The sequence below is a fragment of the Streptomyces sp. NPDC048257 genome, from assembly GCF_043201855.1.
GTDB lineage: Bacteria > Actinomycetota > Actinomycetes > Streptomycetales > Streptomycetaceae > Streptomyces.
Genome location: NZ_JBICZI010000001.1, coordinates 509,868 through 523,021, shown reverse-complemented (window position 1 = coordinate 523,021; position 13,154 = coordinate 509,868). Strand labels below are relative to the sequence as shown.

Sequence of the window (13,154 nt, the reverse complement as noted above, 5' to 3'; positions counted from 1 at the left end):
GCGACCGCTCCGGGGCGCAGCGGGGCGTGCGCTCCGGGTACACAGCCGGTCGCTCCTGGTCAGCAGCCTGCGCAGCGGGCTCAGGAACCGGTCCCCGCCCTGACCCATCCGTCGCCGCCGAGGGGGAACTCGTAGCCGGGCCGCCCGTTGCGGCCGCTGGTACGGAAGGGCCTGCCGTTGTGGTCGATCCTGAGCGTGCCGTGACGGGATCCGCTGGACCAGGACAGCTCCAGGTACCAGCTCACGTCGTAGGCGGAGGCATCCGCCTTGATGTGGAACACCTCCGGTTCGGACTCGCTCACCTTGAACGGGAAGTCCGGCTGGTCCGCCTCGGGGACGACGGCCGGGCGCGCGGCGTCGAGGGCCACGGTGAAGGAGCGGGTCGGGACGCCGGCGCCGCAGCCGACCCCCGGGTAGCCCATGGCGTAGTCGTTCCAGGCGAGGGGCGCCCGCTTGCCGGCCGTACGCACGGTCAGGCCGTCCAGGACCACCGTGTCCTTGCCGGCGCCCTGCAGGGTGAGCGTGACGTACTGCTCGCCCGCGGACACGGCTCCGGCCGCCGCGACCCATGCGGGCGCGTCCCGTGCCACGGGTGGCGGGGAGACCTGGGCCGGCGGCTTTTCGATCAGGTAGTGCTGGTCGCAGGGTGTCTGCCAGGTGTGGGGCTGGGTGGTCACCTTCACCGGCGTACCGGGACCGCTCCCGGTCCCGGGGGCGGACGGGGCGCCCGCGGGCGCCGTCCCGGACGGTACGGCGGAGGCCTCCCCGGACGGTACGGCGGACGGCTCCGCGGAGCCGTCCGCCGCGGACTCCGGCGCCCGGTCGTCCGTACGCGCCTCCTCGCCGGGGGCGAGGGGCGCGGCGCCGACGGGGCCGTCCCGGCCGTCGCCCTTTCGCGGCGGCCGGTCCGTATCGAGCGCGAGCGCCCCGGCGAGGGCGGCGACGGCGACCACGGCGATCGCGGCGAGAACGGCCCGGTGGAGGCGGCGCCGTCGCGTCGCCCCGGCCGGGGCGGAGGGATCGGCAGGGTCCGCCGCGTCGGCAGGGTCCGCCGGGTCGGCAGGGTCCGCCGGGTCGGCAGGGTCCGCCGCGTCGGCAGCGTCTGTCGTGTCGGTCGAGAGGACCTCGGTGGGTACCGGACCGGTCGGCTCGGGCTCCTCCGCGGCCGCGGCCGCGGCACGCGTGGTGGCGTCCGTATCACCGCCCCTGCGGCGGCGGCTGGTGTCCGCCAGCACCCAACTGCGGTGCAGCTCCACGAGTTCCCCGGGCGAGGCCTTGCAGAGGCGGGCGAGCCGTTCGACCGGCGCGTAGTCGGTCGGGACGACTTCCCCGCTGCAGTACCGGTGCAGGGTCGACGTGCTCATGTGGAGCCGCTTGGCAAGCGTCCCGTAGCTGTGGCCGGACCGGTCCTTCAACTCCCGCAGCAGTACGGCGAACCCGGACTCAGCAGCGTCCTCCGGCACTGTTCCTCCCACCCCGTGTCCCGTCCCGCGTCCCAGGAACAAGTTGTTTCAGCAGCTCAGGGCCTGTTTCGGCATTCCAGCGTTCCTGACCGCCCCGCAGATGTGGCGGCTGGGACGGATCACCGCACAGGCTGAGGTCAATCCAAACACACCGCTCCCGGCGGCCGGTTCCGACCCGGCCGGTCCCGCGGTCACGCCCTATGAGAGGCCGTCAGCCATGCGCACGTTCCACACCGCCGCCCCCACCACGAGCGGCGTCCGCACGCCGTCCCGTCCCCGCACCCTCCGGCGATTCGCGGGTACCGCCGCGCTGGTCCTTGCCGCGCTCGCCCTCACCGCGTGCCAGGACGGTACGGGCTTCAAGGACGGGGGAGCCGGGGCCGCCCCGGGCTCCGCCCCGGCCGCGCCGTCGGCGACCACTGCGGCTCCGGCCACTCCGGCCACTCCGGCCGCTTCGGACCCGGGTTCCGCGAAGGGCTCTTCGGCCCCGGCCCCGTCCGCCGAGGGGGGCCGCGTCCAGTGCAACGGCTCCAACACCGCCGTCACCGTCCAGCCGGTCTCCCGCCCGCTCAACCACATGCTGATCACGGTGAAGAACACCGGCTCGAAGACCTGCGACCTGACCTACTACCCGCTGCTGCGTTTCGACGAGATGCAGTGGGCGCCGGCCGCGCGGGAGGAGACCCGGCCCCAGGCCGTGGTGTCCCTCGCGCCCGGCCAGTCGGGCTACGCGGCGGCCCTGCTGTCCGCGGCCGACGGCAGCGGTGAGGGCGGCACGACCGGACAGCGGCTCACGATCGCCTTCCAGGGCCGGACACCCAAGAGCGACGGCGGCGCGTCCGCCACCCCGTCCCTCCCGGAGGCCGGTGTCCACTACGACAGTTCGCTGACGGTCACGTACTGGCAGCAGAACAGCGCGGACGCGCTCGGCTCATGAGCCGCCGTCGACGATGCGGCCGTCGCGCAGTTCCACGACCCGGTCGGCGAGTTCGATCAGGCTGGGGTCGTGGGTGGCGACGAGGATGGTCACCGACTCGCTGCGCACCACCGCGCGCAGCAGTTCCATGACCGAGCGGCCGGTCTCCGAGTCGAGCTGGCCCGTGGGTTCGTCCGCGATGATCAGGGCGGGGTCGTTGGCCAGCGCGCGGGCCACCGCGACGCGCTGCTGCTGGCCGCCGGAGAGTTCGCCGGGCCGCTGGTCGGCGTGGTCCGCCAGGCCGACCAGGGCGAGCAGGGTCCGGGCGCGTTCCTCGCGGACCTTGGCGGGGATCCGGCGCAGCCGCATCGGCACGCCGACGTTCTCGGCGGCGGTGAGGACGGGTATCAGGCCGAAGGACTGGAAGACGAATCCGATGCGGTCGCGGCGCAGGGCGAGCAGGCCCGGCTCGTCGAGGGCCGCCAGGTCGGTGCCGTCGAGGGTGATCCGGCCGCCGGTCGGGGCGTCGAGGCCGCCGACCAGGTTGAGCAGGGTGGTCTTGCCGGAGCCCGACCGGCCCCTGAGGGCGGTGAGCTCGCCGCGGCGGACCTCGAAGGACACCCCGCGCAGGGCGTGCACGGCCTGCGGTCCGCTGCCGAAGCTGTGGTGCACGTCGTCCACCACCACGATCGGCGAACCGTCGCCCTCCCGCGCTGCCACCGCGACCGTCCTCGCCGGTTCCCGCTGGTCCCTCATCGTGTCTCTTCCCCCGTCGCGTTGTCCGTGTGGAGCGCCCGGCCCCGAGGTCCGCACCCTCTGCCGCTGCAGCTTTCTGATCGCATTTGCGCATCTGTCACACCCATCACGCAAGCCCCTTCCCCCTATAGCCCGAATCTGGCAGCATCGTCCGCTATCCGGTACCGAGGGTCCGGACAGGGGGAGGAATTCCACACGTGCTCGGCTTCGTCGTGCGCCGACTGCGCGGGCGGTGGCCGCTCGCCGTCGCCGTGCTGCTCACCGTACTGATCACCGCGACCACTCTGACCGCGCTGACGGCGTTCACCCGTGGCGTGAGCGAGGAAGGGCTCCGGCGGGCCCTGACCGGCGCCGAACAGCCCCGGACCACCGTCGTGATCACCAGCGGCCGTCCCGCCCCCTCCCGCGCCAAGGACGACGAGTCCGTACGGGCCTTCGCGGACGAGGTGTTCGGGCGGCTGCCGGTGGGGTCCGAGAGCGTGGCCCGCAGCCGGTCGTACGGACTCCCCGGCGCCGCCGCCTCGGGCCGCGATGCCGACCTGACCCTGCTCGCCGCCCTCGGCAAGGACCACGTACGCCTGCTCGCCGGTGAGTGGCCCGGACCGGTCGCCGCAGCCGCGGCCACCGGAGCCCCGGCGGCCCCGACGCACGTGGCCGTGCCGCGCGCCGCGCTCGCACGGCTCGGCCTGACCGAGACCGCGCTGCCCGCACCCGTCCGGCTGGACGACCGGTTCGGCGGGCCCCCGCTGACCGTGCTGGTCACCGGCGTGTACCGGGCCGCCGATCCGGACGCCGCGTACTGGCGGCTCGACCCGCTCGGCGGCCGCGAGGTCCAGGCCGACACCTACGCCATCTACGGCCCGCTCCTGGTCGACGACACCGCCTTCACCACGGGCGGCATCCTTCAGGACCACCGCCTCACCCTGCTGACCCCGGACCTGCGCACGGTCCGCGCCTCCGAGGCCGAGTCGGTCCGGACCGCGGCCGACCCCGCGAGCGTCACCCTCGAACGCGCCAGCTCGCTCCGTACCGCCACCGAACTGCCCACCCTGCTGGGCGAGCTGAGTGCCGGCACGGTCGTCGCCCGGTCCACCCTGCTGATGGGCGCGCTCCAGCTCGCCGTCCTGTCCACCGCCGCACTGCTCCTCGTCGCCCACATCCTGACCGCCCGCCAGGAACCGGAGCGGGTCCTGCTCACCGCGCGCGGCGCCTCCCGCCGCCGTCTCGGCGCGCTGACCGCGGCCGAGTCCCTGCTGCTCGCCCTGCCCGCGGCCGTACTGGCCCCCCTGCTCACACCGCCCCTGCTGCGCCTGTTCGGCCGGTTCGGACCGCTCGGGCGGGTCCACCTGGAGATCCCGGACACCTGGCTGGTCTGGCCGGTCGCGGCCGGCTGCGCCCTGGCCTGCGTCCTGCTGACGACCCTCCCCTCCGTCCTGCGCGGCGCCTCGGCCGCCGTGCTGCGCCGCGTGGGCAGCAGGCAGGCCCTGGTGACGGGCGCCGCCCGGTCCGGCGTGGACCTGGCCGTCGTGGTCCTCGCCGTCCTCGGCTACCAGCAGCTGTCGCAGTACGGCGGTACGGAAGCCCCCGCGCCCGGCGCCTCCGCCGGCGGCGGGCTCGGCATCGACCCCGTCCTGGTCGCCGCCCCGGCCCTCGCCCTGTGCGGGGGCACCCTGCTGGTCCTGCGGCTGCTGCCGTTCGCGGCGAGGGCCGGCGGACGGCTGGCGGCGCGCGGCCGGAGCCTGGCCCCGGCCCTGTTCGGCTGGCAGCTCGCCCGACGGCCCGGCCGGGCCACCGGGCCCGTGCTGCTGCTCGTACTCGCCGTCTCCAGCGGCATCCTGGCGCTCGGCCAGCACACCGCCTGGTCCGCGTCCCAGCGCGACCAGGCCGACTTCGCCACCGCCGGCGGCCTGCGGATCTCCGGGAGCAGCATGTCCCCGATGGGGCAGGGCGGACGCTACGCGGCCCTGCCCGGCGGAGACCGCCTGACCCCGGTGGTCCGCCGGGAGCAGAAGCTGCCGGACGGCAACCCCGCCGACATCGTCGCACTGGACGCGGCCAAGGTGGGCGAACGGGTCGCGCTGCGCGCGGACCTGCGCGGCGGGCACGAGATGCGGGAGCTCTTCGCACCGCTCGCCGCAGGAGCGGACACCACGCAGGCGAACCCCGGTGTCGCCCTGCCCGGCTCCCCGCGCCGGATCGACCTCGACGTGTCGGTACGGACCGCCGGGACCAGCTGGGCCGCCGTGAGCCTGCTGCTGCGCGACCGGTTCGGGGCCACCTACGGGACGGCCTCGGTCACGCTGCCCACCGACGGCGAGGTCACCCTCCCCTTCCCCCTGGACGCGCTGACCGGCGCCCCGGTCGGATCGGCGGCCACCCCGCTGACGCTGGCCGGGATACGCCTCTCGTACGCCGGGGACGGCGACCATCCGGGCGACGGCAGCGGACTGACCCTGCGCAGGATCGCCGTCTCCGACACCGCGGACGGCGCCGCCGGGAACGTCACCGTGCCCGCCGGCGGCTGGCAGGCGTCACCCCTGCCGGGGCCCGGATCCCCGCGAGCCCCCGAGTCCTCCCCGGTCCCGGCCGGTTCCACCGACCTGCTGCGGCTGCGCTACTGGGGCGGCTTCGGCACCCTGCAGGGCGTGAACACCGTGCTGTTCCCGGCGCCCGCCGCACCTCCCGTCGCAGCGGTGCCGGCGGTCGCCACCACCCGCTACCTTCGGTCCCTGGGCGCCGCCGTGGGCGAGACGGTCCCCGTCACGCTGGACGGCGCGACCGTCCCGATGCGGATCACCGCCGCCGTGGACTCCCTCCCCGTGGCCGGACGGTCGGCGCTCGCCGTCGACCTGCAGGTGCTCGGCCGCTTCCTGCTGGAGTCCTCCGGCCGGCAGCCGGCCACGCCCACAGAGTGGTGGCTCCCCGCTGACTCGGCCGCCGACCCGATACCCGCCCGCGCGGCGGCCCAGCTGCGCGAAGGCGCCCGTATCGAGCGCGTCCAACTGCGCGAGGAGATCACCGAGCGGCTGCTGGACGACCCGCTGAGCGCCGGCCCGCAGAGCGCGCTGGCCGCCCTCGCCGCCGCCTGCGCCGTCCTCGCGGCCATCGGCTTCGCGACCTCCACCGCCGCCGAACGGCGCGTGCGCGGCCGGGAGTTCTCGGTCCTGCTCGCCCTCGGCACACCACGCCGCTCGCTGGCCCTGGCGTCCGCCGCCGAGGGCGGGGTGCTGATCGCCATCGGGACCGCGGTCGGGACCGGACTGGGCATCGCCCTGGTCCACCTGATGGCGCCCCTGGTGGTGCTGACACCCGCCGCCGGGCGGCCGTTCCCGCCCGTACAGGTGGACATGCCGTTCTGGCAGACCCTGTTGACGGTCGCCGCCATCGCCGCCGTTCCCCTGCTGTCGGCCGCGCTCAGCGGCCCCCGGGGCCGCGACATCGCCGCCCGGCTGCGTCCCGTGGAGGAGATGTGACCACCCCGCCGCCGACCGCCACCCCGCCGTCGTCCACGGCCCCGTCGCCCACCCCGTCGCCGGCCCGCGCCCCGCGGCCCGCGCCCTGGGTCAGGACCCGGTTGCGGGCGGCGCCGCTGGGCACCGTGCTCGGCGCCGCGCTGGCCTTCGTGGCCGTCCTGCTGGCCGCCGCGCTGCCGCGGGCCCAGGACCGCGGCGCCGACCAGGCCCTGCGGGCCTTCCTGGAGCGCAGCGGGTCCGCCAGCACCAGCCTGCAGGTGACCGCGCCCGCGCCGGACTCCGGGCAGAGCGCCCAGGCCCTGGACGCGACGCTGGAGAAACTGCTCGCCCGCACCGGACCCGGCTTCCGGGTGGACCCGGACGCCGTGGTCCACGGCACGCGCTCCACCAAGCGGCAGGAGCTGCTGAATCCGGAACTGTCCCGGCCGTCCGGCTTCCCGCCCAGCATGTCCCTGCTGCACGTCCGCCAGGCTGAGGCGCACGTGAAGCTCGCCGAAGGACGCTGGCCGAGCAGCACGCCCCCGCCTGCTCCCCGGGGCGCCGCCGCGGAACCGTCGCCCGTGGAGGTCGTCCTCTCGCAGCGCGCCGCCGAGACCCTGGGCGCCCGCGTCGGATCCGTCCTGAAGAGCGCGCCGCGCGTCGACGGCACGCCGTCCGTCGAGGTCGTCGGCCTGTTCGCGGTACTCGACGAGAGCGAGGACTTCTGGAGGGACGGCCTGGGCTGCCTCGCCCGCGCCTGCGAGCGCTACCTCGGGGAGAACCTCGCCTGGGACGTCGACGCCCTCGTCGGAACCGGGGGCCTCGACCGGCTGGGCAACTGGAGCCGCACCGCCGAGGACTTCTGGCGGCTTCCGGTGGACGTCGGCGGCCTGCGGGCCGACCGGCTCGACAGCACGAGGAAGGAGGTCGCCTCCTACGTCGCCGGACCCGCCGCCGCCACCCTCGCCCGGGAGACCGGCCGCGCGCAGCTGCACACCACCTCGTGGCTGCCCGAACTGTTCGAAGAGGCCCGCGCCCGCACCCAGGCCGCGGCGCCGCTCGCCCTGATCGGACCCGCCGGGGTCGGCGGGGTCGCCTTCGTCGTCCTGTGTCTGGCCGGCGCGCTCGCCGCCGACCGCCGCGACGCCGAACTGCGGCTGCTGCTGGCCCGGGGCGGCTCCCGCGCCGCGATCGCCGGCCGGCTCCTCGGCGAGGGCGCCGTCACGGTGCTCCCGGCGGCCGCGGCCGCCACCGCGCTCGCCGTACTGCTGCTGCCGACCCCCCGGCTCGCACCCGCACTGCTCTCGGCCGGGGCCGTCGCCCTGCTGGCCCTGCTGGCCTTCCCGGTACGGGCGGCCGTGCTGCTGACCCCGAAGCGCCCGGGCGGGCGCTGGCGCAGGCCCGTGGCCGAGCTGCTCGTCCTCCTCGCCACCGCCGCCGCCGTGGTGGAGGTCCGCCGCCGCGGGGTCGCCCCGCCCGGCAGTGACCCGGATCCGCTGCTGATCGCGGCGCCGCTGCTGCTCGCCCTGTGCGGGGGACTGCTGCTGGCCCGGATCCAGCCGGTGGTGACCGGGTGGCTCGCCCGCGCGGCCGGCCGCAGCTCCGGACTGGTCGGCTTCCTGGGACTCGCCCGGGCCGCCCGCGGCCCGGCGGCGCCCGGCACGCAGGCCCGCGGCCGCAACGGCCCCTCCGTCCTGCCGATGGTCGCGCTGCTCCTCGCCATCACCACCGGGGGATTCGGCGCCGCCGTCCTGGAGTCGGTGGACGCGTCCCGGCTGAATGTGGCCCGGCTGACCATCGGGGGCGACGCGGCGATCTCGGCATTCGGCAAATCCCCGCTCCCGGAAGGGATCGCGAAGGCCGCGGGCGAACTGCCGGGCGTACGGACGTCCGTACCGCTGTGGGTCGACCACGACTCCTCCGTACTCGGCACGCCCCAGCGATCCGGCCAGGTCACCGTGGTGATCGCCGAACCGGCCGCGTACGCGGAACTGTCCCGCGTCCTCGGCTGCGGATCCTTCGACCCCGCCCTGCTGGCCACCGGTGGTGCACAGTCCGCCGACGCTGCGGTGCCCGCGCTCTTCAGCGCGGGCCTGGCCGGGCAGGCAGCGCAGGGCGGTACGTACCGAGTGCTGCCCGGCGAGGGCGGAGAGCTGCGGGTCCGGGTCGCGGGCGTGATCGACTGCACCCCGGCCCACCCGGCCCGGGACGCCGCCACCGTCATCCTGCCGGCCGGCGCCGCGACGGCCCTGGTGGGCGGCACCGACCGCCCGAACCGGTGGTTCGGCATCGGGTCGGTCGACGGGGAGCGGCTGCGCGCGATGATCCGGGCCAAGCTCCCGGCGGCGTCCGGGACGCCCACCCCGGGCCCCGCTGCGGCAACCGCCCCGGCCACTGCCGCGGCGCCCGCCGCCGGGCAGGCCCCGTCAGCGGCCGGCGCGAACCCGGCCGACGAGGTGTATTCCGTACGCACCAGCGCCGAGGCCGTCGCCGAGCTCGGCGCCGATCCGCTGCAGCGGTCGGCGCAGCGCCTCTTCTGGGCCTCCGTGGCCGGAGCGGCCGGCTTCGCACTGCTGGCCGTGCTGCTGACGCTGGTACGGACCGTCCCCGAACGCGCCGCGCTGCTGGCCCGGTTGCGCACCATGGGACTGCCCCGCAGGCAGGGCGTGGCGCTGATCCTCGCCGAGACCCTGCCGCAGACCCTGACGGCGACGCTGGGCGGAGCCCTGGTGGCGGCGGCCGCGGTGGCCCTGCTGGGCCCGGCGATGGACCTGTCCACGCTGGTCGGGGCGCGCGTGCCGACCGGCGTACGGCTCACGGCCGCGCCCGTACTGACCCAGGCCCTGAACCTGGCCGCCCTGGTCGCCGCGGCCGTGCTCATCGAGGCGGCGACATCCGGGCGACGGCAGATCACCACCGAGTTGAGAGCGGGAGACCAGCGTTGAAGACCGACCAGCCGACCTACGAGGAGCTGCGCCGCCGGGCAACGGCCGCCGCGGAGCCCCGCACCCCGGCGGCGACCGCCGCGATCGCCTGCGACCGCCTGGTCCGGATCTTCAGCCAGGACGGCATCGAGGTACAGGCCCTCCAGGGGCTGGAGCTGACGGTCGACCAGGGCGACCTGATGGCCCTCGTGGGTGCCTCGGGCAGCGGCAAGTCCACGCTGCTGAACATCCTGGCGGGCCTGGACGTCCCGACGGCGGGGAGCGCGGCGGTCGCCGGCTACGACCTGCTGGAACTGTCGGCGCGGGACCGGCTGCGCTACCGGCGCGAAGCGGTCGGGTTCATCTTCCAGCAGACGGCCCGCAACCTGCTGCCGTTTCTGACGGCAGCTCAGAACGTCGCCCTGCCGATGCAGTTGAAGGGCGGAAGCCCGCGCCGAGGCGCGGGGGCGCGGCACGCGGCACGGGTAGGGGAGATCCTGGACGCCCTTGGGATCGGCGACCTGGCCCACCGGCGCCCGGCGGAACTGTCCGGCGGCCAGCAGCAGCGCGTCGCGATCGCCGTGGCGATGGCGAACGACCCCGAGGTGCTGCTCGCCGACGAACCCACGGGCGAACTGGACTCGGAGACGGCCGCGGCGGTCTTCGAGACCTTCCGCACCGTGAACAAGGAACTCGGCGTGACCGTGGTCATCGTGACGCACGACCCCATGGTGGCGGGCGAGGTCCGCCGCACGGTGGCGATCCGCGACGGCCGCACGAGCAGCGAGGTCCTGCGCCGTCTCGTCACCGACGAGCACGGCGAGGAATCGATCAGCGAGCGCGAGTACGTCGTCCTCGACCGCTCGGGCCGCGTCCAGCTCCCCCCGAAGTTCCTGGAGGCCCTGGGCATGGAACACCGCCTGGCGGTCGACCTGGCCCCGGACCACATCGAACTCCGCCCGGATGCCCCCTAGGACATACCGGCCCGCCCCTGCCCCGGGGCGGCGGCGAGCCGTGCCGCGAGGGCGTCCAGGACCTCCTCGTGCACCGGGTCCCCCTCGATGTCCAGTGCGATCCCGTCCTCGCCGGCCGTGGTGGTGAAGGTGAAGAACGCGCAGCACTCGCCCTCCCGCTCCACCAGGTCGCGCACCCGGTCCCCGACGCCCGGCCCGGACGCCGGTTCGCTCATCGCACCCGCTCCCGTCATCGTGTCCGGTAGGCGGGGACACCTCCGACGGTAAACCTGTACCCGGCTGCGGGTGGCACGTCCGGCCGGCGGACCGTCCCGCACCGAACGCCCCTTGACTGATCCTGAGTCTGAGCGTCTCGCGGGCGAGCCTTTCCCCGCCTGAGCACCAGGGACTGCCCGCCAGTAAGGTCGGTCCGACGAGAGTGCAGATCTGGGGGGCTCATGACGGCTGCGGATGCACCGCCGATCATCTTCGTACACGGGACGCGGCTCAGCGCGGGCCAATGGAGCCCACAGCTCGCCGCGCTCCAGGAGGACTTTCGGGTGGCCGCCGTTGACCTGCCGGGCCACGGCGCCCGCTCTGCTCAACCCTGGAGTCTGAACGCGGCGACGGAGATCATCGCTTCTGCGGTGGACTCGCTCGACCGCGGTCCGGCTCTGGTCGTCGGGCACTCCCTTGGCGGATACGCCTCGCTGGAGTTCGCGCGACGCTGCCCGGGGCGGCTGCGGGGGCTGGTTCTTGCGGGGGCCAGCGCCTCGACACGTGGTGCGTGGGCAACTCCCTACCGGTGGGTCGCCGGGCTGGTCCCTCACCTGCCGGCGGACCGGTTGACCCGCTGGAACGACAGGTTGCTACGCCGGCTCTACTCTCCCGAGGTGGTGGACGCCACCATCCGGGCCGGCTATGCCTTCCACACCCTGCCGGCCGCCTGGGGTGAGGTACTTGGCCGCTTCGATGCGGATGCGATGCGTTATGTGGCGGCTCCCGTGCTCATCCTGAACGGCGAGAAGGACACCGTCTTCCGGTCCGGTGAGATGGACTTCGTCCGTGCGCATCCTCGCGCACGCATCGAGTTGATCCCGCGGGCGAGACATCTCTCGAACTTCGATGCTCCAGAGGCCTTCACCGATGCCGTCCGCCGCTTCGCCCTGCAGTTGCCCGCTCACCACTGAGCGCGCCGGAGCAGGGTTCCACCAGGCTGCCCGGCGCTCGGCCCAGGACACCCCCGAGGGTCCCGGAGAGTGTCTCGGGCTCACTGTGGTGCGACGGCTCCGGAGTCCGGGGACTGCTGGAGGCCGGACGCGTCGACCGCCTCGAAGTCGGAACCCTTGAAGTTCTTGAGCCCGTCGAGCTGGGAGTTGTCCCAACGGGGGTTCTCCTCCCCGGTGATGTACCAGGCCGAGCCGTTGTCCGCGACGATCGCGCCGTACTTCTTCAGGGCGTCGGCCACGGCCTTGGCCTGCGGGGCCAGCTGTGAGGTGTCCACCGAGCTCTTCAGCCGCAGCCGCAGTCCCATGGGCGGCAGGGAGCTGTCCGCCGCGGCGCCCGCCTGGTGCCGCGCGGGCCAGAGGTAGCTCTGGTCCGAGCGGGGGACGGTGACGCGGATCGCGTGGTCGATCCGGCCGCCGGACGCCTCGTCGTAGCGCACCAGGCCGGGGAGGATGGCCAGCCCGGCGGCATCGGCCGAGGTCCATCCGTCGGGCCGCAGGGCGTTGGAACGCAGATCGAAGATCGCACCGGAGCCGGCGTGCCAGGCGTTGCCGCCCTGGCGCTCGGCGTCGAAGAGCTCGTAGGACTTGCACAGGGCCCGGTCCCAGACGACGACGTGCCGGTCCCCGTCGCTCGCCGGGCCGTTCTCGATCCTGGCGTCCGGCGGGATCCGGTACCCGGACTTGTCGCTCTCGTCGGCGTAGTCCAGGGACACCTCGGACTCCGGCACCGTCGTGTCCGAGACGGTGATGGGAATGCCGAAGGGCTGGCCTTCCACGAGCCCCGACCCGAAATCCGGGTGGAGGGGCTCGGTGGAGCCGATCGACGTGACGTACCGGGCGGAGCTCGGATGCACGGGGAGGCTGTCCACGGGCGCACGCCAGAAACTGTCCGGCGGTGCTGTCGGGCAGGAGGGCACCTGCCGGCCCGGGTCCGCGGCCCCGGACAGCAGGCAGGTGGCGGCCGTCATGGTGACGGCCGTGGCGATGGCGGGGATGCGCTTCATGGGCATCGATCGTCCTCAGGCTGGTCGAACGACTCCATCCGGCGGAGCGGAATGTGAAGAATTCACCGTTTCGGCCGTAGTTGTCCATGGTAATGCCGACGCGGTCGGGCCGCCCGAGCTCCCGCCCCGCGGGTACCGTGCCGCTCGTCGTCTGACCCTGATCGCGGTGCGCGGCATCCCGGACGGCTCGCCCGCTCCGGGGTGAGGGAGGTGTGCAATGCGCCACTTGCGGGGGCGGTGGCGGGGCGGGTCGCCGTGCTCGGCGGCTCACCGGAGCCAGGCAAACCGGCTGGTGGCCAGCGCATACACCGATTCCGACCGGTTTATCGGGTGTATCACGCAAGAGATGACAAATCGGGCAAGTGGTGTGGAAATCCACCACAACTGGCCTTCCGGTCATATGCGACTTGATGGTGTGTCAGCCATCAACGCGCGGGCCATAATCGGCCCCGGTCGT

At 74.6% G+C, this 13,154-nt stretch carries 9 protein-coding genes; 5 read left to right on the top strand and 4 right to left on the bottom strand.

The window, feature by feature from the left end; all coding sequences use genetic code 11:
• Positions 1-80: 80 nt before the first annotated feature.
• Positions 81-1,463: a helix-turn-helix domain-containing protein gene (locus ACGFZK_RS02525; RefSeq protein ID WP_393846967.1), complete on the bottom strand. Its 1,383-nt coding sequence runs from the start codon at positions 1,461-1,463 to the stop codon at positions 81-83.
• A 217-nt stretch (positions 1,464-1,680) separates the two neighbouring features.
• Between ACGFZK_RS02525 and ACGFZK_RS02520 the strand changes: the two genes are divergently transcribed.
• Entirely contained in the window at positions 1,681-2,400 is a 720-nt protein-coding gene (locus tag ACGFZK_RS02520; protein WP_393846966.1) for a DUF4232 domain-containing protein, read from the top strand.
• Here the strand turns inward: ACGFZK_RS02520 and ACGFZK_RS02515 are convergent.
• On the bottom strand, positions 2,395-3,135 hold the full coding sequence (locus tag ACGFZK_RS02515; protein WP_393846965.1) for an ABC transporter ATP-binding protein: 741 nt from the start codon (positions 3,133-3,135) through the stop codon (positions 2,395-2,397). The genes ACGFZK_RS02520 and ACGFZK_RS02515 overlap by 6 nt on opposite strands.
• A 197-nt stretch (positions 3,136-3,332) precedes the next feature.
• Here ACGFZK_RS02515 and ACGFZK_RS02510 point away from each other — a divergent pair, with 197 nt between their 5' ends.
• Genes ACGFZK_RS02510 through ACGFZK_RS02500 form a run of 3 tightly spaced genes read left to right on the top strand, consistent with a single transcriptional unit; the run spans position 3,333 to position 10,485 of the window.
• Positions 3,333-6,608, top strand: coding sequence for an FtsX-like permease family protein (locus tag ACGFZK_RS02510; RefSeq protein ID WP_393846964.1), 3,276 nt, complete (start codon positions 3,333-3,335; stop codon positions 6,606-6,608).
• Positions 6,605-9,532, top strand: coding sequence for a hypothetical protein (locus ACGFZK_RS02505; RefSeq protein ID WP_393846963.1), 2,928 nt, complete (start codon positions 6,605-6,607; stop codon positions 9,530-9,532). Before ACGFZK_RS02510 ends, ACGFZK_RS02505 begins: the two co-directional genes overlap by 4 nt.
• On the top strand, positions 9,529-10,485 hold the full coding sequence (locus ACGFZK_RS02500; protein ID WP_393846962.1) for an ABC transporter ATP-binding protein: 957 nt from the start codon (positions 9,529-9,531) through the stop codon (positions 10,483-10,485). The genes ACGFZK_RS02505 and ACGFZK_RS02500 overlap by 4 nt, the downstream gene beginning before the upstream one ends.
• On the opposite strand, the gene ACGFZK_RS02495 is transcribed toward ACGFZK_RS02500, so the two are convergent.
• The gene (locus ACGFZK_RS02495; protein WP_393846961.1) at positions 10,482-10,700 is read right to left on the bottom strand and encodes a hypothetical protein; all 219 of its coding nucleotides are present in this window, start codon (positions 10,698-10,700) and stop codon (positions 10,482-10,484) included. The two genes, ACGFZK_RS02500 and ACGFZK_RS02495, sit on opposite strands and share 4 nt — an antisense overlap.
• 222 nt (positions 10,701-10,922) lie before the next feature.
• Between ACGFZK_RS02495 and ACGFZK_RS02490 the strand changes: the two genes are divergently transcribed.
• Positions 10,923-11,654, top strand: coding sequence for an alpha/beta fold hydrolase (locus ACGFZK_RS02490; protein ID WP_393846960.1), 732 nt, complete (start codon positions 10,923-10,925; stop codon positions 11,652-11,654).
• Between the two features lie 80 nt (positions 11,655-11,734).
• Here the strand turns inward: ACGFZK_RS02490 and ACGFZK_RS02485 are convergent, their stop codons facing one another.
• On the bottom strand, positions 11,735-12,697 hold the full coding sequence (locus tag ACGFZK_RS02485) for a hypothetical protein (protein ID WP_393846959.1): 963 nt from the start codon (positions 12,695-12,697) through the stop codon (positions 11,735-11,737).
• Between the last annotated feature and the right edge of the window lie 457 nt (positions 12,698-13,154).